Genomic DNA, 19,665 nt, shown 5'->3' with positions numbered 1-19,665 from the left:
ATTTTATCATCTTCCTTTCAGATAATAACTTTTTCCCTTTGCAGATTCAATTACAGGTACATTTTTTATTATCTCAACAAGTAAACTTGCATCTTTTTTTATAGGAACTAATGTCATAACCAAACTTTCATTCTTAGGATTTCTTCTAAGCATAGGTGTAAAATCTGGCTCATCTACATCTTTTTTTATACCTAGCTGTATAGAAGCATTGTGTGCTATTACTTGCCTTTGTCCTAAATTAGAAAGAGTCCCTATTGCACTATCTTCTTTTGGTATAATTTCAACTGCTATACCTTCATTTATATATCTTTGCCTTGAACTTTCAAGTCCTATATTCATAATAACAATATCATTTACTTTCATAAATGGTCCATCAAATTCTAATTTTGCAGGAATTACATCTGCTATCTCTCCTATTTTTTGACGTGTTAGAATACTTTTCAGCCCTAAGGCTACGCAAGCACCTACTAATATGCTTACTATAAGAGAAATATATAAAGATATATTTAAGACAGTGTCTAATAAATAAAATGAACCACCTGTAGAAATTGCTGATAATATTGCCATGTAATTTCTAGCTTCAAATGCCTTTGCGATATCTTCTATGTAAGCAGTTCCCCTTGGAACTATCTCTGTACTTTCTATATTATCTAAACTTTGTCTTTCCATATTTCTAACATCTCTAAATTGTTGAGCTGCTAAAGCTAAAAATGTAACTGCCGAAAATTCTCTTTCTGCTAGTGCTGGTACTGCCACTGCACCAAGAGCTGCAGCTATTACTCCTAATGTTATGTGTGATATGAATCCCTGTGGGTAGGTTGGATATTGCCTATGATCTAATCTCATCATATACATTCTAGATGAAATTCCAACAAGAAATGCTACACCTATTAAATACACATAGTCTTGCATATTTTCAACTCCTTTCTTATACAATTAGAATTTCCAAAAAAAAATAAGAATTTCCTTGTAAATATAGGAAATCCTTATTTTGGAAGTTGTACTATAAATTCTGTTCCTTCATTTAGTTTGCTGTTCACAGATATATTTCCATCTAAAGACAAGACTATATGTTTGACAATAGCAAGTCCTAAGCCTGTACCACCTATTTTTTTATTTCTAGCTTTATCTACTCTATAAAACCTCTCAAATATCCTAGGTATGTCCTCTTGAGGTATACCTATACCATTATCTTTTATGTGTATAGTTATACTATCATCTTTATCGATTATTTCAACAAATACTATGCCTTTTTCCTGTGTATATTTAATAGCATTATCTACTAGGTTTAAGAATAGCTGTTTTATATGATCTTTATTAGCTCTTATTAAGATTTTTTCTTTGTTGAAATGATATTTATAATCTATTTTTTTATTTTGTGCTAATCCATATGTCACATCATATACTTCTTTAAATGTTTGAACTAAATCTGTTATATTGTCAGTTTTTTGTTTACTGCCTTCTATAAATGATAACATCAGTATGTCATCGATAAGTCTTCTTAGTCTATTTGACTCTGTTTCTATAATTCCTAAAAATCTATCTCTAGTTTCTTTATCAATGTCATCGTTATTTTTTAATGTTTCAACAAATCCATTTATAGACGTTAGTGGAGTTTTAAGTTCATGTGTTACATTTACTACAAACTCTGATCTTATTTTTTCTAATCTTATCTTTTCAGTGACATCTTCTATATTTATTATAGATCCTATAATCATATTTTCTTCATCTTCTAATCTTATAGGGTCTACCTTTATCTTATAGAAATTCCCTTTGTTATCTTCTAAGTCTACTTCTTTGCTATCTGTTGCAGTAGTTAAAGATTTTATTGTTTCTAAAAATAGTTTATTGTTTATGACTTTATAGTACTTCATTCCTTCAAAATCATCTTTGTCATAATCAAATAACTTTCTTGCAATGGAATTCATAAGAAGTATTCTTTCATCATTGTCAATAGCAACTATCCCATTAGATATGCTTTTAAGTATAGCCTTTAAGTTTATGTTTTTGTCCTCTAGTTCCTCTATATTTATTCTTATCTTCTCTATCATGGAGTTGAAATTATTAGAAAGCCTTCCTAAATCTCCACTATAATTATTTGTTAACTTTACATAGTAATCACCTGTACTAGCTTTTTCGGAAGCTAAAGTCATGTCTTTAAAGTATTTTTTGAGGATACTAGAATACCTATATATAAGTACTGATATTATTATTAGCGAAGCTAATAATACATATAAATAATTTTCTATGTCTTTCACCTCTTTATTTTAGCTTATATCCTACTCCTCTTATTGTTTCTATATACTTAGGATTTTTATCTTCATCTTCTATCTTTTTTCTTAAATGTCTTATATGCACATCTACTGTTCTAGTTTCTCCAAAGTATTCATATCCCCATATCTTATCTAGTAATAAATTTCTTGATAAAACCTTTCCTCTGTTTTCTGCAAGTATTTTCAAAAGTTCAAATTCCTTTAATGTCAGGTCTAACTTAACTCCACCTTTAGTCACTTCATAGTTTTCTAAATCTATTTTTATATCTCCTACGACTACTTCATTTGCTTCATCTTTATTCACGTTATATCTTCTCAAAACAGCATTTACTCTAGCTAAAAGTTCCTTTACGCTAAACGGCTTAGTTATATAGTCATCTGCTCCTATTTGCAATCCTTCTATTTTATATTCTTCCATATTCTTTGCAGTAAGCATAATTACCGGAGTGTTTTTTATTTCTTTATCACTCCTAACCTTCTTTAAAACTTCAAACCCATCTATACTTGGAATCATTATGTCTAAAAGAACTAAGTCTGGCTTCATTTCTCTCATTTTTACAAATCCGTCTAATCCATCGTAAGCCACATCTACTTCATAACCTTGAGAACTTAAATTAAATTTCAGAAGTTCAACTATATGCTCTTCATCATCTACTATAAGAATCTTTTTATCCATAATTACCTCCAATTAAACAATTTGTAGTAAGAATCCCATACGTTTTGAAGTTTTGTCATCCTTTCTATACGAGTGAAATAATTCATCATTGCAGCATGTACACATATTAGAGTGTATTATGTTGTCAATTTTGATTCCACTAGCATAAAGTACATGCTCATTTATACTCCAAAGGTCTAGGAAATACCTTCCTTCTTTTATTATATATAAAGATTTATTATCATTTGTAAATTTGTTGTTAAATTTATTAAAAAGATCGTAACTCACTTCATAGCAACAAGGTCCTATCGATGGTCCTATTACAGCAATAATATCTTCTACATTAGAATTATACTCACTTTTCATTTTATCTATAAGTTTTTTTGGTATTTCTTCAAACGTTCCTCTCCATCCAGCATGTGCAAGACCTATAACTTCATTTTTTGTGTCAACTAACGCTATAGGTACACAGTCTGCTACAAATATCAATAAGGGCACGTTTTGTAAATTTGTTACAATTCCATCCCCTTCATATACCTTGCCTATATTATCATTATTGACTATATTTATTTTATCTCCATGAACTTGTTTGTTAAATGTTAAGTTATTATAACAAAACCCTAATTCATCGCAGATATTTCTTATATCTTCTTTATTCTTAGCGTCTATATTTTTATTAGTGAATGCAGCTTTTATAAATGGGTATTTTTCTAAACAGTCAAATTGAATATAATCCATATCTTCACCTTTTTTCACCTAGAATTTTTTCAAGTTCCTGCAAGAAAGTGTTTATGTCTTTAAATTGTCTATAAACCGATGCAAATCTAACATAAGCTATTTCATCTATATCTTTTAGTTTATCGATTATTAACTCTCCTATCTTTTGGCTTGATATTTCTTTTATCATTGATTTATGTATAGTATTTTCGATGCTACATACAATTTCTTCTATTTGTTCTATAGATACAGGTCTTTTCTCGCAGGACTTTATTATTCCATTTATTATTTTATTTCTATCAAAACTCTCTCTAGTTCCATCTTTCTTTACAACCATCAAAGTTATGTACTCTAACTTTTCGTATGTAGTAAATCTGTTTTTGCAATTATCGCATTCTCTTCTTCTTCTTATAGATGTTCCCTCATCTGTTGGTCTAGAATCTATAACTTTTGACTCTATATAATTACAAAACGGGCATCGCATAATTATCACCAACCTTTTATCTTAAGTTAATTATATAGTTTGTATTTTTATATGTCTACTTCATTAAGTATATTTGAATCCTTATAGTCTACTAATATAGTATCAAAGCCTATTTTTATTATGTTCTTCCAACTTATTGCATAAGTTTCTGATTTTCCTAATAAATACATTTTTGAATTATCATTAAATATAACTAAAGATTTTATAGTTCCATCATTTGTATCAATCTCTATATCACTTATAAATCCAAGTTTTCTTCCATTGTTTATATTTACTATCTCTTTTTCCATTATATCTGATATTTTAAACATATACATCCCCCCTTAAATAATTAATATGAATACTTGACATACTTTATAACAAGTTAAAAATCAAAAAAAAATGACCTTCAGTAAGGTCATATGTATTTTCTCATATTCTTTAGTGCGTTTTTTTCGATTCTAGAAACCTGTGCTTGAGAAATTCCTATTTCTTCTGCTACCTCTATTTGGGTTTTTCCTTTATAAAATCTTAAATCTAGTACAAGTCGTTCTCTAGAGTTTAATTTCTTGACAGCTTCACTTAATGCAATTTCCTCTATCCATACTTCGTCACTTCCTTTTTTATCTTGAACCTGATCCATAACAAATATAGCATCTCCGTTATCTTGATATATAGGATCAAATAAAGATATAGGATCTTGTATAGCATCAAGTGCTAATACAACATCTTCCCTATTTATATCAAGCTCTTTTGCTATTTCTCCTATTGTCGGTTCTTTTAAGTTCTCTCTAGTCAACCTTTCTCTAACCTGTAAAGCCTTATATGCAATATCCTTTAAAGACCTACTTACTCTAATACTATTATTGTCTCTTAAATATCTTCTTATCTCACCTATAATCATAGGTACTGCATACGTTGAGAATCTAACGTTATGACTTAAATCAAAATTATCTATAGCCTTTATAAGCCCTATACAGCCTATTTGAAATAAGTCATCTATGTTTTCACCTCTATTATTGAATTTCTGTATAACACTTAATACTAATCGTAAATTTCCCTTTACAAATGTTTCTCTAGCTTCGTTATCTCCATTTTTTATTCTTAATAATAAATCCATCATTTGTTGATTTTTCAATACTGGCAATTCAGATGTGTTGACTCCGCATATTTCTACTTTATTTATTTGCACCAATACCAGTCCTTTCCTCAAACTATTTCCCTTGTCTCAATTATTCACATAATAATTTTTTTTATACTACCCTTCAATGTGATGACAAAGGAAATATAAGGAATTTAAACTAGTTTTTTCATTTCTTTCTTCAATCTAAAAATTATCTTTTTTTCTAATCTAGATATATAAGACTGAGATATACCAAGCATATTTGCCACTTCTTTTTGAGTTTTTTCTCTTCCATTTAAAAGGCCAAATCTCAATTCCATTATTTGTTTTTCTCTATTAGACAATTTATCTAGTGCAAGTTGAAGTAATTCTTTGTCTATTTCTTCTTCTATTAGTTTATATATCTCATCGTTTTCAGTTCCTAAAACATCTGATAATAAAAGTTCATTTCCATCTAAATCAACGTTTAAAGGTTCATCAAAAGATAATTCTGCTTTTTTTCTACTGTTTTTTCTCAAATACATAAGTATTTCATTTTCTATACATCTTGATGCATATGTCGCTAATTTTATATTTTTATCTAATTTAAATGTATTAACTGCTTTTATAAGTCCAATAGTACCAATAGAAATTAAATCCTCAATATCAAGTCCTGTATTTTCAAATTTTCTAGATATATATACAACTAGTCTTAAATTTCTCTCTATAAGAGTGCTTTTTACTGTTTCGTCACTATCTAACTTTCTTAATAATTCATTTTCTTCTTCTGGAGTTAGTGGTGGAGGGAGTATATCATTTCCCCCTAAATAATGTACTTCATCAACCTCTAAAAGTCCTAATCTTGCAAGTATATTATTAAAAAATTTCAGTAGTTTAGTTTTAAGAATATGTAAATATTTAATCATCAATACCCCCCCTAGAATATGTTTGGATTTACTATAGCATCATACTCACTATCTTTAGAAAAATTTGAAAGTCCAAGTATTATATTACTTCTTTTATTGCCATTAATATCTAAATTGTCTGCTTTTAATCCTACAATTAAATTTTTTTCACTTCCAACTACTTTATAAGGTATTATTCTAAATCTTTTCAATATGTTTAGACTAAGTTTATTAACTATATGGTCTGCTTTTTTATGGTCCATATTAGAATAATCTATATAAATTAATTCTTCTGGAAGTATATCTTCTAATTTCTTAACATTTATTATTATTACGGGATCTTTACTCAAAGGATCTTTTAGTAGATTTCCAGTGTCTAGTAATGCTGTGCATTGTATAGTTTTATCTTCTATTTGAACAGATATTGTCTGCTTTGTATCTTTTAATACACCAATACCTTTAAATACCTTGTGATAGTTGCTCAAAAATCTAGAACTTACAAAACCTACAAGTATAATTAATGATATTGTCATATGATCTATACCGGTAAAATATATTATAAAGAATATACTTCCTGATAAAAAAATATTTACAAAATAAAATGTCAATAATGTTCTTAAATATTCTTTTACACCCTTATATATAAAAGCTACCCCTACTATTAAAAATACAAATATTATTTTAAAGTATATATTGTATAAAAATAGAAGATTCTGGGCAAAATAAATCATAGAATAAAGCCCGCCTAATATAGATGCAATCCACACTCTATACTTATTGACTTTTAAGTTCAATAACGAACATGTTGTAATAATTATTAAATAGTTCATAAATACGTTTTCTAAAAAATAATACTCAGCATAAACAGTCATCTAGAATCACCTACATAATTATCCTATTTGAATCAGTTAATATATAAATTATACTAAACGTGATATACTTTTTATGTCGCAATGAGTAGTCGAATTATTTATTTTTTTCCTCATTTTACAACAAAATATTTAATAAAAAAAGAAGGAGATAAATTATCTCCTTCTTCTTAAAAATGTAGGAATATCTAAATCATACCCCATAGTTTCATCTTTCTTTTCATCTTGTTTTACATTTTCTTCTTTTTTTACTATTCTTTCATTTTCCTTTGTATCACATTTTAAATCTAACTTATTTTCAGATCCTTCTTGAAATCCTGTTGCTATAACTGTAATTCTTATTTCATCTTTTAATTCTTCATCTATAACTGCTCCAAATATTATATTTGCTTCAGGATCTGAAGCTTCTTGAACTAAGCTAGCAGCTTCATTTATTTCAAATAAACCTAGATCAGATCCACCTGTTATATTTAATAAAACTCCTTTTGCTCCTTTTATTGAAGTTTCAAGCAGTGGACTTTGTATAGCTTGCTTAGCAGCCTCTAATGCTCTATTTTCTCCTGTTGCTCTTCCTATACCCATATGAGCTAGCCCTTGCTGCCTCATTATAGTTTGAACATCTGCAAAGTCTAAGTTTACAAGACCTGGAACTGCTATAAGGTCTGATATACCCTGCACACCTTGTTTTAAAACATCATCTGCTATTCTGAAAGCTTCTATCATAGATGTTTTCTTTTCTACTACTTGAAGTAATCTATCATTTGGTATAGTAATTAATGTGTCTACTTTAGATTTTAATTCGTGTATTCCTTGTTCTGCGTGAATTGCTCTTCTTCTTCCTTCGAACATGAAAGGTTTAGTAACAACTCCTACAGTTAAAATCCCCATTTCCTTAGCTATCTGAGCAACAACAGGCGCAGCTCCCGTTCCTGTTCCACCGCCCATACCAGCAGTTACAAACACCATATCTGCTCCTTGAAGAGCTTGGTGTATTTCATCTCTGCTTTCTTCTGCAGCTTTTTTTCCTATTTCAGGGTTTGCTCCTGCACCTAACCCTCTAGTAAGCTTGTCTCCTATTTGAATCTTTTGCTCTGCCTTAGAGTTAAAAAGAGTTTGCTTATCAGTATTTATCACTATAAACTCTACACCTTTTAACTGAGCCTCTATCATTCTATTAACGGCGTTGTTACCGCCTCCACCAACCCCTATTACTTTTATATTGGCAAAATTATCCATATCAACATCAAATTGTAGCATCTAGGAACCTCCTTAACTAAGTGATTACTTGTATATTCTTTGAACGTTGTTCTCTCAGTAGTAATGATATCTTACATTGAAGTATTCAACACAAAAACCTAATATCCTCTTTTTTTAATAATAAATCTGTCAAAAACACACCTTCTAATAATTGCAAAATTCTGGAATAGCCTTCCACCAAATACAAATATTGATGCGTAGTAAAGTGGAACTCCTAACTTATCACCTATATAAGCTAAAAATCCTGCTATAATAGCATTACCAAAAAAACCCGTAATAAATATAATATTATTATAATTTCCCTCGATATTTGCTCTTATAGCACCAAATACTGAATCAAGTGATGCCAGTATAGCAACTGATATATATAAAGAATAGCTATCAGGATATGTCACAGGTATATAATACCCAATTATTACTCCTAAGGCAAGTCCCACCATAGTTAATATCAAGTTAATCACCTTCTTTTATAAATTTAAAATTTATGTTCTTATTGTATCTAGGTATTTCAATTTCGTCAAATATATTAGAATGTATTCTAAGCCCGTATATTTCTCTTAAGATATTTGCATATGAATTTGGTGCCTTTATAGCAGCTTCTAATGTTTTTTGCTCACCAATTGCAGTTATTATAAATGGTTGTCCATACGTAGATCCATTTATTGTTATTGTAGGTCCGGAACATTTAATTTCAGATAAACTTATTATTCTTTCCCCATTAATAGCTAACGCTTCTGCTCCTGCAACCTTCAAGTCATTTACTATTTTTAACACATCTATATCATGAACTATTACATCATTTGGATCTTCTCCTAGTCCTATCTCTCTTTCACTATCAGCAACAGTTACAACTATACCAGGACCTCTAAGAGCTTTGAGTCCTGTAACTGTTTTTATATCTTCTAACTCATTTTTAATTACATTCTGTACAGACCCATTTTCCTTTAACTCTAGCTCGTACTTTGCTATATCGTATTTTCTCTCTGCTATTAGTTTATTTATGTTTTCTAGCTCTATTCTTTCTAAGTTAATTTGATTTTGCATTTCATTTATACTTCTTAGACTTACAAATACATTATTAGGATCCAAGCTTTTAACCTGTATAGATATAGTTATTCCCAGTAAAAATGTCAAAAGAATTACAGACCTTTGTTTAACTGTTTTACTCATAAAAATTCACCTACAATTTCTCTACTGGCTTGGCATACCTAAAATTAATTCTCTTACTATATCTAGGTATCTGTATATTCTGATTTTTTTCTATGGACACATTTATTCCGTAATATGTCCTTATTTCCCAAACAATACCATACCTTAAGTTTAAGGAAGCTTCAAGAGTGTTTGCATCACCTATAGCTCTTACTTCGAAAGGTGGAATTGTTGGATTTCCGTTTATTAATAGATTCTCTCCAGATAAAGCTATTTCTGTAGTAGCTATTATTCTCTCCTTATTTACTGATATAGCTTCTGCTCCAGAAGCATTTAATTTATTTATAAGTGCAAGCAGTAATTCATAATTGTATGTCAAAATTCCACTACTAGCACTATCTTTTGGTTCTTCTAACTTTACTATTATACCAGGACCTGATACATCATAGTATCCTGCTAAATTCTCATATTTTTTGATATCATTTTTTAAATTCTTCACCACAATACTTTCATTTGCTTCTGCATTTTTGTATTCTTCTATTCTATTCTCTACACTTCTTAGTTCTCTAAGCAAAACTTCTTTTCTATCTCTTAAACTCTTAAGTTCTGCAGCTAACTGGTGTGACTTTTGCGATGATACTACTCCTCCTGTTGCTTTTTCTATTGTTTTGAACTGAATCATTATGATTATTCCCAACAAAATACTTAGGAAAAATATTATAACTTTATTTTGTTTCAATATTACTTCCCCCTATCTAGGTCTATATACGGGATACCCATTAAACTTCATATCAACAATACCGCTTGTTATATCTTTTGTATGTAAATCTACCATTATCTTGCTCAATTGAAACATTTTATAATTTATATCCTCACCTTGTCCTAAAAGCACTTCTATTCCTTGAAGGGTATATAATTTAATATTCATATTTTCATCTACATTTATTTCTGATATATTACCTAATATATTAGCACTACTACAAGAATTTAGCAAATCTAATATCTTACTTAATAACTTTTTATCCTCAATATCTATCTTTTTTCCTAGATTGAAATTATCGAAGTTTACTCCTGTAAGCAAAGGCTTGTCAACATTGCTTATATTTTCTTCTACTTTAAGAACAGTTCCTTGTTCATCTATAATAATATAAGAACCCATATATGGAATTGCACATATTTCTACTCTCTCTACTAAATCTATAAAAATCTTATTTGGGAAAATTCTCTTTATATTAACACTTTCTACATATGGATTTGTCATGATATTTTCTTTTACATCTTTAATATTATACATATAAATATTTTTATTCATCTCTATTTTTCCATCTAACATAATTTCTTCTTTATTTAATTTAACTTGTCCAACAATCTCTAAATCTTTAAGAGCAAAAAAGTCAGTTTTAATAAATATATATCCAAATAATGACGCCATAAATATCGCTATCAATATTAAAATACTATATTTTTTCTTCATATGTAACACCTCCTTTTTCAAAAAAGGGCTCAAGTCTAAGCCCTTACTATATTAGCTCCTAGACTTGATAGAACCTTTTCCATATTTTCATAACCTCTATCTATATGCTGTATCCCATATATTTCACTATATCCATTTGCACTTAATGCTGCAATCACTAATGCCGCTCCACCTCTTAGATCTTCAGAGTTAACCTTTGCTCCGGTAAGGCTTTCAACACCTTTCACTATAGCTGTTTTTCCGCATATAGTTATATTAGCACCCATTCGCATAAGTTCATTACAATATTTAAATCTATTTTCGAATATATTCTCTTCTATTAGGCTAGTTCCACTTGAAAGTGTCATAAGTGCTGTAATTTGAGCTTGCATATCAGTTGGGAATCCCGGATATGGGAGAGTTCTTATATTTTCAATAGGATTTAAAACCTTAGGTGCTATCAACTTTATACTATTACCTATATATCTAATATCGCACCCTACTTCTTTTAGCTTAGATACTATACTTTGAATATGTTCAGGCACTACATTATTTATTGTAACTTCTCCTTTAGTAATGGCTGCAGCAGTCAAATAAGTTCCTATGGCTATTCTATCCGGTATTATTGAATATTCAACATTGTGTAACTTGCTTACCCCTTCTATCTCTATATAACTAGTTCCTGCACCTTTTATTTTAGCTCCCATACAGTTGAGAAAATTTTGAAGATCTATTATTTCAGGTTCTTTAGCTGCATTATATATTTTTGTTATTCCTTTACACCTTACTCCTGCTAACATTATATTTTCAGTAGCTCCAACACTTGGAAAATCTAACTGTATCTCTACACCTTTTAATGTTTCTCTTTTACAGTTTATATATCCATGTCGTTCTTGAATTCGAACGCCCATACTTGATAGGGATTTTAAGTGAAGATCTATAGGTCTTAATCCTATTTCACATCCTCCTGGATAACTTATCTTAGTGTGCTCAAACCTTCCTACCATAGCCCCTAACAATATAATAGAAGATCTCATTCTTCTAACAAAATCTTCAGGTATTTCAGATATATGCATATTTTTAGTATCTATAATTAATGTTCCATCTTCAAACTTAACAAAGCATCCTACGTGTCTTAATATATCTATCATAACATTTACATCTGCTATATTAGGGACATTGTGAATTATACTTTCTCCTTCATTTAATATTGTGGCTGCAACTATCGGTAAGACTGCATTTTTTGCACCTTTTAAATTTATTTCTCCTTTTAACTTATTTCCTCCATGAACTATAAATTTATCCAAAAAGGTCACCCCCCATTTAATTAAGTACTCATTATACTAATTAAATTATGTTTAGAGGGGGGTTTGTGTTACCTATAACATATCAATAATTTCCTTGTAAATAATATCTATAGATTGCGGCATTCCTATTTCCCTACTATTACTTTCCATTTCCTTAAGTTTCTTTCTATCTCCTAGCACTTTAGATATTGCATTAGATAGACTGCCTGAGTTTAAATCTTTCTCAAGTATTGCAATAGCTGCTCCTTTACTTTCAAGACTCTTAGCGTTATACTCTTGATGATTTTCTGCAGTATATGCTTTAGGAATTATTATAGATGGTTTCCCAAGAACTGTAATTTCAGCCAATGTAATTGCTCCTGCACTACATATAACAAGATCAGATGCAGACAAGGCTGTAGCCATATCATCTAAATAATCGACTATCTTTTGACACCCTCTTAGATTAACTTCTCCTAATGACTTCATGAAGTCTTCGTAATGATATCTTCCTGTAACATGAATAAATTGAATATCGTCTTTTACAAAATCCCTTATAATAGGTATCATAGAACGGTTTAATTTTTCAGATCCTCCGCTACCTCCAACGCATAAAACCATTTTCTTATCTTCAGGTATTCCTAGTTTTTTTCTTGCGTTTGCCTTGTTTGAGTTCAAAATTTCTTTTCTAACGGGATTTCCTGTAAATACTACCTTAGACTCATTATTAAAGTATTTTCTAGCATCTTCAAAACTTATTAGTATTTTACTTACGAATTTCCCAAGTATTTTATTTGTTATTCCCGGAAATGCATTCTGTTCATGTATAACAGTTGGAATGCCCCTCATAGCTGCATTAAATACAACTGGTCCACACACATATCCACCAGTTCCTATAACTAAATCTGGTTTGAATTGCTTTACAATCTTTCTTGCATCTTCTAGTCCCTTAAATAATTTCAAAACTCTTTTTACGTTATCAAATGTAATTTTTCTTCTGAATCCCTCCACAGTTATTGTTTTGAGTTCATATCCTGCACTAGGAACTACTTTACTTTCTAATCCTTTTTCTGTCCCAACAAATAGTATTTCAATATCTTTAATCTCTTCTTCTAATTTATTAGCTATGGCTATTGCAGGATATATATGTCCTCCTGTGCCTCCTCCTGAAATCAAAACTCTCACTTAAAATCAACTCCCATCTAACTTTACATGTCTTGATACATTTAATACTACTCCTATTGCTGCCATGAATATCGCTAAAGAGTTTCCACCATAACTTATGAATGGAAGTGGTATCCCAGTAACAGGCATTGATGAAGTTGCAACAGCAACATTTATCATAACTTGTATTCCTATCTGAGCCGTAATTCCCGTAACTAGCATAGCTGAGTATACATCTGGTGCATTAATAGCTATTCTTATACATCTATATATTAAAAACAAAAATAGGAGCAATACAAATATACACCCTATGTATCCCATTTCCTCTCCTATTATTGCAAATATAAAATCATTCTGAGGTTCTGGTATGTAAAAGAATTTTTGCCTACTTCTTCCTAATCCAAGTCCAAACAGTCCTCCTGACCCTAATGCATAAAGAGATTGAATTACCTGATATCCAGCTCCTGTTGGATCTTTAAAAGGATCTATAAAAGATACAAGACGCTTTAATCTATATGGTGCTATAGCTATAAGTACCCCTAAAAGACCTACTCCTGCACCTAGCATCGCAAATACAACTTTCATACTTAATCCTGCTACAAACAGCATTACAAGTGTTGTCATTATAATACTTCCGCCTGTAGAAAGATCTGGCTGCTTAACTATAAGACCAAAGAAAGTTCCAGAAATTAACAAGCATGGAATAGCTGCTCCAACAATATTACCATTTTTGTCTTGTTTATTCTTTATTATTTTGGATACCAAAATTATTGATGTAAATTTTGCAACCTCTGATGGCATTATTGTAAGCCCTCCTACACCTATCCATCTTTGTGCTCCATTTATGTTTATTCCAAGTGGTGTAATAACAATAATTAAAAGTATAAGTGTAACTAATCCCAATGTATTACCTAATTTCTCCAATCTCTTATAGTCCACTTTTGATGTAAAGATCATAGCAAAAAATCCAAGTACTGCCCAAATCATATTTCTTCTCAGGAAAAAATATGGATCTTGCATCTTAAATTTAGCTTGAACAAAACTGGAACTAAAAACCATAATTACTCCTATGACAACAAGAGTCAAAGTAGTGTAAAAAATATAAGGGTCAAAAGCTTTTTCTTTCTTCTTGGCCATACCTCAACCTCCTTAACTTAAAGGCTAAAAACACAATTTTTAAAGTCTGCTCCTCTAGCTTCATAACTTTCATACATATCCCAACTTGCACAAGCAGGAGATAGTAAGACAATATCACCACTTTGAGAGATATCAAAAGCCTTATTAACAGCTTCTTTCATATTATTTACTTTATAAGAATTATCAAACCCTTCATCTTGTGCTGTTTTTTCTATTTTCTCTGCTGTTTCTCCTAAAAGCACTAAGGCCTTAACTTTTCCATCAAAAGACCTTATAAATTCCCTAAAGTCACTGTTTTTATCCATACCACCAGCTATCAAGATTATAGGTTTATTATATGACTGAATAGCTTTAATTGATGCGTCTGGATTTGTTCCTTTAGAGTCATTTATAAACTTGACATTATTTATTTCTCTTACAAACTCTAGCCTATGCTCTACACCTTTAAATGTCCTTAGTATATTTCTTATAGTATCTAAATTTACATTCATCGTAGTTGTTATAGCTACTGCTGCTAATGCGTTTTCTAAATTATGATTTCCAGGTAAACTTAATTCATCTTTATTCATCAATGTAGTATCTTTGCCATCAAATCTAATAACTATGTTTTCATCTTTTACAAAAACACCTTCTTTTAATTCTTCTTTTCTACTGAAGAATATTACCTTAGATTTACATCTGCTACTTAAATTTCTAGTTAAAGGGCAATCATAATTTAATATCACAAAATCTTCTTGTGTTTGATTTTCAAATATTCTTGACTTAGCATCTATATAATTTTCCATTGTCTTATGTCTATTTAAATGATCTTCAGTTATATTGAGTATAGCACTTACCTTAGGTCTAAAATGCTCTATGCTTTCTAACTGAAAACTACTCAATTCTGTAACTAGTACCGAATTTTCATTAGCAATATTAACAACATCTATAACTGGATTGCCTATATTTCCAACTATATATGTATCTTGATGTGATGCCTTAAATATTTCTCCAACAAGTGTAGTTGTTGTAGTTTTGCCATTAGTTCCAGTTATGCCTATGAATATACTATTACTTAATCTATAAGAAAACTCTATTTCTCCTATAACTTCTACTCCATCTTGCTTTAACTTTTGTATAAAAGGAATGTCTAAAGGTACACCCGGAGAAACTACTGCTAAGTCTATACCTGCAGTAGTTTCTAAGTGTTTTCCTAGTATATATTTAACATTATATCCTTTTAATTCATTTATTATGTTTTGTAGTTCTGTTTCTTTTTTTATATCATTTACAATAATTTCACTATCCATTTCATTTAATTTTTTTATCATCGATATTCCAGTCTTTGCAAGTCCTACTAACAATACTTTTTTGCCTTTTAAATTCATATACTCATCCTCCCTATATAACAGCTACAAATCCTACTAAAGCTAATACAACGCTAGTTGCCCAGAATGCCAAAACTACTTTAGTTTCTGGCCATCCTTCAAGCTCAAAGTGATGGTGAAGTGGACTCATTTTAAATACTCTTTTTCCTGTAAGTTTGAATGATGTCACTTGTATTATTACAGATAGTGACTCTGCAAAGTATATTCCACCAACTATTGGGATTATAAGCGATATATTCATAAGTATTGCAGCTGCAGCAATACCCCCTCCTAATGCCATAGAGCCTGTATCACCCATAAATACCTGTGCAGGATTAGCATTGTACTTCAAAAATCCAAGACAAGCACCAACTAATGCAGCTGATACTATAGCTATACTTGTATTTCCCCAGTGAGCAGCTATAACTGCGAAAAATACACCAACAATCATCGTAACTCCAGATGCTAATCCATCAAGTCCATCTGTTAAGTTAACACTATTTACCGTAGCTATTGTAACAAATACTATAAATGGAATATATAAAACACCTAAATCTATAGTTGTATTTAAAAAAGGTATAATAACACTTGTTCCTAAAGCTGAAGATTGAGACTGATATATAGCTAAGGCTGTTGCTAAAGCAAATTGTCCGATTATTTTTTGGTATGCTCTAAGACCTAATGATCTTTTAAGTACAACCTTTATATAGTCATCAACAAATCCTATAGCTCCAAATCCAACTATAGATATAAGTGCAAACATCATGTCCCTTTGAATTCCTCCAGCTCTTGTTAATGTTGTCAAAAGTATTGCAGCTATCATTATAATTCCACCCATTGTAGGTGTTCCGTTTTTGGAAAGGTGAGTTCTAGGCCCCTCTTCCCTAACAGTTTGACCAAATTTCATTTTTCTAAGAACAGGAATAATCATAGGCCCTAAAATTAATGTTATTAAAGCTGAAATTATTGCAGTATAAAAAACTTCCTGTAGTGATGTCATTTTTATCATTTCTAGTTAACTCCTCTCTCGTATTAAAGCAAAACCTGGGCTATTTTCTCCATTCTCATTCCTCTTGAACCCTTTACTAAAACCACATCTTTTTCACGTATAATATTCTTTATTAAGTCTATTGCTTCTTCATTTGTATCAAAGTGGAATACATTCTCACTTCCAAGACCATCCTCTATAGCTTTAACTCCTATATGCCTAGAATCTTTTCCTACAGTTATTATAATATCACATTTACCTTTTGCAAATGTACCTACTAATCTGTGTCCTTCTATAGCATATTCTCCCATTTCTAGCATATCTCCTAGCACTGCTATTTTTCTATTTTCTTTATATTCACCTAATATTTCTAGTGCCGCTTTCATTGAATCTGGGCTTGCATTGTAAGCATCATTTATTATTGTAATGTTGCCTTTTTTTACTATATCTAATCTCATTTTACTAGATTTATAATTTAACAATCCATTTCTTATTTCCTCTATACTCAAATCAAGCTCTAATGCAACAAGAATTGAGGCCATAGCGTTGTATATATTGTGCTTTCCTCTTGATGGTACAAAAAATTCATACTGCTTGTCATATAAGCTCACTTCAAAATTCGTTCCATTTTCATCCATATCATATCTAGTGCAATATATATCATTTTCACTCTCAAATCCAAATGTTTTTACTTTGTAGTTAACATCTTTTATTTTCTTTAGGTATTTATCATCCCCATTTATAATAAGTGTATTTTCTTTAGTAAAATTGCTTGCTATTTCTAATTTTGCCTTAAGTATTCCATCTTTAGATCCCAAATTTTCTATATGAGAGTATCCTATATTAGATATAACAGCAACCTTGTGGTGTACTATATCAGCGAGAGATTTTATTTCTCCAAATGATGACATTCCCATTTCTAGAACCGCTGCCTCATGTTCTTTGCTTAGTTTAAATATAGTCAAAGGAAGACCAACTTGATTGTTTAAGTTTCCTTCATTTTTGAGGGTATTGTATTTACTAGAAAGTACAGAATGTATCATATCTTTCGTTGTTGTTTTTCCTGTGCTACCCGTAACCCCTACATAATGAATTGAAAATTTCTCTCTATAGTACTTCGCTATATCCATTAATGCTTTAGATGTATCAGATACTTGAATTATATTTATACCTTCTTCATCTAAAGTTAATGTATGATTGCTATCGATAATAAATGTTTTTACTCCCTTTTCATAAGCATCTAATATAAAATCATGTCCATCGAATCTCTCTCCAATTAAAGCTATATATACTTCTCCATTTTTTGCTTTTCTACTATCTATACATATATCGAGTACTAAGTCTTCATAGTCCCCTTTAAGTAGTTTACCTTGCGTTGCTCTTATTATTTCATTTACACTAATACAATCCATACTTATTCCTCCTTAAGAAATTCTATAACTACTTCTTTATCGTCAAAGTGAATTTTTTCATTTCCAATGATCTGATAGTCTTCATGACCCTTTCCAGCTATAATTACAACATCGCCTTCTTTTGCTATATTTATAGCTTCTTTTATAGCTTGTTTTCTATCTAGTATTACTCTGTAATTCTGATTTTGTTTATCTATACCTTCTATGATATCATCTACTATTTTTTGAGGATCTTCTGTTCTTGGGTTGTCAGATGTAATTATACTAATATCACTTAACATTTGACTTATCCTTCCCATAATAGGCCTTTTGGCTTTATCTCTATCTCCTCCACACCCAAATACAGTAATTATATTACCTTTAACAAATCCTTTTGCTGTCTTTAGAATATTTTCTAATGCATCAGGTGTATGGGCATAATCAACTATCACACTGAAATTTCTATTACTATTTATAGTTTCAAATCTTCCCGGAACTCCACTAGTATTTTTAAGTCCTTCAATTACAATTTCCTTAGGTATTCCTAAACTTAAGCACGCTCCTATAACAGCTAGTGAATTATATACAGTAAATTTTCCAGGAATAGGTACTTTAATTTGTGCTTCATACTCAGGGGTTACCACTATATATTCTACACCTTCAGGAGATAGTTTTATATCCTTAGCTTTAATGTCAGCATTTTTATCTATTCCATATGTGATTATTGGAATTTCTAATTGTTTTACTGAGTCATATATTTTTTTGCCACCTTCATCATCTATATTGATTATATTTGCTTTCGTGGTTTTGTAAAACAACTTCTGTTTTGCTAACCTATAATCCTCTAAATCCTTATGAAAATCTAAATGATCCTCAGTTAAATTTGTAAATATACCTACCTTAAATTCACAACAATCAACTCTTTTCAATTCTAAAGAGTGTGATGAAACTTCCATAACACAATATTTTACACCTGCATCAATCATATCTTTAAAGTAACCTTGTAATTCTAAACTTTCTGGAGTAGTTTTTGAAGAAATTATTTCTCTGCTTCCTATTATATTCTTTATCGTTCCTATAAGCCCTATATTATTCTTATTTTGTGTTAAAATATCTTTCATGAGATGGGTTATGGTAGTCTTTCCATTAGTACCTGTAACCCCCACTAAATTCAATTTTTTACTAGGATTGTTATAAAAATTTGATGACACCTTTGCCATAGCACCTCTGCTATCATTTACTTGTATAAATGTATAACCATCAATATATATATCTTCTTCCACTATAAATGCTATACTTCCTTTATCTATTGCATTTTTTATATATTTATGTCCATCTACATTAAATCCCTTTATACAAATAAACAAACTGTCTTCTTGTAATCTTCTAGAGTCGTAATCTATATTCTTTATATCTAAATTTAAATCTCCCCTTACATTTATTATATCTAATCCATAGATTATATCTTTTAATTTCATTTTTTTACTCCCTTCACACCGAGAAATTATTT

Annotated in this window: 21 protein-coding genes; all 21 read right to left on the bottom strand. The window is 30.2% G+C overall.

What is annotated here, in order from left to right; all coding sequences use genetic code 11:
* Window positions 1–6: 6 nt before the first annotated feature.
* Window positions 7–912, bottom strand: coding sequence for a YIEGIA family protein (locus CLOTH_RS00770; RefSeq protein ID WP_079410231.1), 906 nt, complete (start codon window positions 910–912; stop codon window positions 7–9).
* Between the two features lie 74 nt (window positions 913–986).
* On the bottom strand, window positions 987–2,258 hold the full coding sequence (locus CLOTH_RS00765; RefSeq protein ID WP_079410229.1) for a sensor histidine kinase: 1,272 nt from the start codon (window positions 2,256–2,258) through the stop codon (window positions 987–989).
* A gap of 4 nt (window positions 2,259–2,262) precedes the next feature.
* On the bottom strand, window positions 2,263–2,949 hold the full coding sequence (locus CLOTH_RS00760) for a response regulator transcription factor (protein ID WP_079410227.1): 687 nt from the start codon (window positions 2,947–2,949) through the stop codon (window positions 2,263–2,265).
* A gap of 12 nt (window positions 2,950–2,961) precedes the next feature.
* On the bottom strand, window positions 2,962–3,684 hold the full coding sequence (gene pgeF, locus CLOTH_RS00755) for a peptidoglycan editing factor PgeF (RefSeq protein ID WP_331721948.1): 723 nt from the start codon (window positions 3,682–3,684) through the stop codon (window positions 2,962–2,964).
* Window positions 3,671–4,129 carry a transcriptional regulator NrdR gene (gene nrdR / locus CLOTH_RS00750; protein WP_079410223.1) on the bottom strand — a complete coding sequence of 153 codons (459 nt, stop codon included), beginning with the start codon at window positions 4,127–4,129 and terminating at the stop codon, window positions 3,671–3,673. Before nrdR ends, pgeF begins: the two co-directional genes overlap by 14 nt.
* A 47-nt stretch (window positions 4,130–4,176) precedes the next feature.
* Window positions 4,177–4,440: a YlmC/YmxH family sporulation protein gene (locus CLOTH_RS00745; protein WP_079410221.1), complete on the bottom strand. Its 264-nt coding sequence runs from the start codon at window positions 4,438–4,440 to the stop codon at window positions 4,177–4,179.
* Window positions 4,441–4,526: 86 nt separating this feature from the next.
* A complete protein-coding gene (gene sigG / locus CLOTH_RS00740; RefSeq protein ID WP_079411056.1) occupies window positions 4,527–5,300 on the bottom strand; it encodes an RNA polymerase sporulation sigma factor SigG in 774 nt (257 codons plus the stop codon).
* A 104-nt stretch (window positions 5,301–5,404) separates the two neighbouring features.
* Entirely contained in the window at window positions 5,405–6,136 is a 732-nt protein-coding gene (gene sigE / locus CLOTH_RS00735; RefSeq protein WP_079410219.1) for an RNA polymerase sporulation sigma factor SigE, read from the bottom strand.
* A gap of 11 nt (window positions 6,137–6,147) precedes the next feature.
* Window positions 6,148–6,987 (bottom strand): sigma-E processing peptidase SpoIIGA, encoded by an 840-nt coding sequence (locus CLOTH_RS00730; protein ID WP_079410217.1) that lies wholly within the window; start codon window positions 6,985–6,987, stop codon window positions 6,148–6,150.
* Between the two features lie 153 nt (window positions 6,988–7,140).
* Window positions 7,141–8,241, bottom strand: coding sequence for a cell division protein FtsZ (ftsZ, locus tag CLOTH_RS00725; protein WP_079410215.1), 1,101 nt, complete (start codon window positions 8,239–8,241; stop codon window positions 7,141–7,143).
* 98 nt (window positions 8,242–8,339) lie between these two features.
* Window positions 8,340–8,693, bottom strand: coding sequence for a small basic family protein (locus CLOTH_RS00720; RefSeq protein ID WP_143715390.1), 354 nt, complete (start codon window positions 8,691–8,693; stop codon window positions 8,340–8,342).
* Between the two features lies 1 nt (window position 8,694).
* Window positions 8,695–9,411: a DUF881 domain-containing protein gene (locus CLOTH_RS00715; protein WP_079410213.1), complete on the bottom strand. Its 717-nt coding sequence runs from the start codon at window positions 9,409–9,411 to the stop codon at window positions 8,695–8,697.
* Window positions 9,412–9,421: 10 nt separating this feature from the next.
* Entirely contained in the window at window positions 9,422–10,129 is a 708-nt protein-coding gene (locus CLOTH_RS00710; RefSeq protein WP_079410211.1) for a DUF881 domain-containing protein, read from the bottom strand.
* 12 nt (window positions 10,130–10,141) lie between these two features.
* The gene (locus CLOTH_RS00705; protein ID WP_079410209.1) at window positions 10,142–10,864 is read right to left on the bottom strand and encodes a cell division protein FtsQ/DivIB; all 723 of its coding nucleotides are present in this window, start codon (window positions 10,862–10,864) and stop codon (window positions 10,142–10,144) included.
* 35 nt (window positions 10,865–10,899) lie between these two features.
* Window positions 10,900–12,150 carry a UDP-N-acetylglucosamine 1-carboxyvinyltransferase gene (gene murA / locus CLOTH_RS00700; protein ID WP_079410207.1) on the bottom strand — a complete coding sequence of 417 codons (1,251 nt, stop codon included), beginning with the start codon at window positions 12,148–12,150 and terminating at the stop codon, window positions 10,900–10,902.
* 72 nt (window positions 12,151–12,222) lie between these two features.
* Window positions 12,223–13,314, bottom strand: coding sequence for an undecaprenyldiphospho-muramoylpentapeptide beta-N-acetylglucosaminyltransferase (gene murG, locus CLOTH_RS00695; protein ID WP_079410205.1), 1,092 nt, complete (start codon window positions 13,312–13,314; stop codon window positions 12,223–12,225).
* 6 nt (window positions 13,315–13,320) lie between these two features.
* A complete protein-coding gene (gene ftsW / locus CLOTH_RS00690; protein ID WP_079410203.1) occupies window positions 13,321–14,430 on the bottom strand; it encodes a putative lipid II flippase FtsW in 1,110 nt (369 codons plus the stop codon).
* 17 nt (window positions 14,431–14,447) lie between these two features.
* Window positions 14,448–15,797 (bottom strand): UDP-N-acetylmuramoyl-L-alanine--D-glutamate ligase, encoded by a 1,350-nt coding sequence (gene murD / locus CLOTH_RS00685; protein WP_079410201.1) that lies wholly within the window; start codon window positions 15,795–15,797, stop codon window positions 14,448–14,450.
* A 13-nt stretch (window positions 15,798–15,810) separates the two neighbouring features.
* The gene (gene mraY, locus CLOTH_RS00680; RefSeq protein ID WP_079411052.1) at window positions 15,811–16,776 is read right to left on the bottom strand and encodes a phospho-N-acetylmuramoyl-pentapeptide-transferase; all 966 of its coding nucleotides are present in this window, start codon (window positions 16,774–16,776) and stop codon (window positions 15,811–15,813) included.
* A gap of 32 nt (window positions 16,777–16,808) precedes the next feature.
* Entirely contained in the window at window positions 16,809–18,176 is a 1,368-nt protein-coding gene (locus CLOTH_RS00675) for a UDP-N-acetylmuramoyl-tripeptide--D-alanyl-D-alanine ligase (protein WP_079410199.1), read from the bottom strand.
* A 2-nt stretch (window positions 18,177–18,178) separates the two neighbouring features.
* Complete coding sequence (locus CLOTH_RS00670; protein ID WP_079410197.1) at window positions 18,179–19,633, bottom strand: UDP-N-acetylmuramoyl-L-alanyl-D-glutamate--2,6-diaminopimelate ligase; 1,455 nt, start codon at window positions 19,631–19,633, stop codon at window positions 18,179–18,181.
* Window positions 19,634–19,665: the final 32 nt, after the last annotated feature.

Source organism: Alkalithermobacter paradoxus, from assembly GCA_002029295.1.
Taxonomy (GTDB): Bacteria; Bacillota; Clostridia; order Peptostreptococcales; family Peptostreptococcaceae; genus Alkalithermobacter; species Alkalithermobacter paradoxus.
Note: the sequence above shows the minus strand (reverse complement) of the source record. Positions and strands in the feature narration are given on the sequence as shown.

Excerpts from the sequence above, each read along its gene's own strand:
- murD (WP_079410201.1), bottom strand. The coding sequence starts at position 15,797 with ATGAATTTAAAAGGCAAAAAAGTATTGTTAGTAGGACTTGCAAAGACT.
- sigE (WP_079410219.1), bottom strand. The coding sequence starts at position 6,136 with ATGATTAAATATTTACATATTCTTAAAACTAAACTACTGAAATTTTTT.
- CLOTH_RS00715 (WP_079410213.1), bottom strand. The coding sequence starts at position 9,411 with ATGAGTAAAACAGTTAAACAAAGGTCTGTAATTCTTTTGACATTTTTA.
- CLOTH_RS00675 (WP_079410199.1), bottom strand. The coding sequence starts at position 18,176 with ATGGATTGTATTAGTGTAAATGAAATAATAAGAGCAACGCAAGGTAAA.
- CLOTH_RS00705 (WP_079410209.1), bottom strand. The coding sequence starts at position 10,864 with ATGAAGAAAAAATATAGTATTTTAATATTGATAGCGATATTTATGGCG.
- ftsW (WP_079410203.1), bottom strand. The coding sequence starts at position 14,430 with ATGGCCAAGAAGAAAGAAAAAGCTTTTGACCCTTATATTTTTTACACT.
- ftsZ (WP_079410215.1), bottom strand. The coding sequence starts at position 8,241 with ATGCTACAATTTGATGTTGATATGGATAATTTTGCCAATATAAAAGTA.
- CLOTH_RS00760 (WP_079410227.1), bottom strand. The coding sequence starts at position 2,949 with ATGGATAAAAAGATTCTTATAGTAGATGATGAAGAGCATATAGTTGAA.
- CLOTH_RS00745 (WP_079410221.1), bottom strand. The coding sequence starts at position 4,440 with ATGTTTAAAATATCAGATATAATGGAAAAAGAGATAGTAAATATAAAC.
- mraY (WP_079411052.1), bottom strand. The coding sequence starts at position 16,776 with ATGACATCACTACAGGAAGTTTTTTATACTGCAATAATTTCAGCTTTA.
- CLOTH_RS00730 (WP_079410217.1), bottom strand. The coding sequence starts at position 6,987 with ATGACTGTTTATGCTGAGTATTATTTTTTAGAAAACGTATTTATGAAC.
- CLOTH_RS00770 (WP_079410231.1), bottom strand. The coding sequence starts at position 912 with ATGCAAGACTATGTGTATTTAATAGGTGTAGCATTTCTTGTTGGAATT.
- CLOTH_RS00670 (WP_079410197.1), bottom strand. The coding sequence starts at position 19,633 with ATGAAATTAAAAGATATAATCTATGGATTAGATATAATAAATGTAAGG.
- nrdR (WP_079410223.1), bottom strand. The coding sequence starts at position 4,129 with ATGCGATGCCCGTTTTGTAATTATATAGAGTCAAAAGTTATAGATTCT.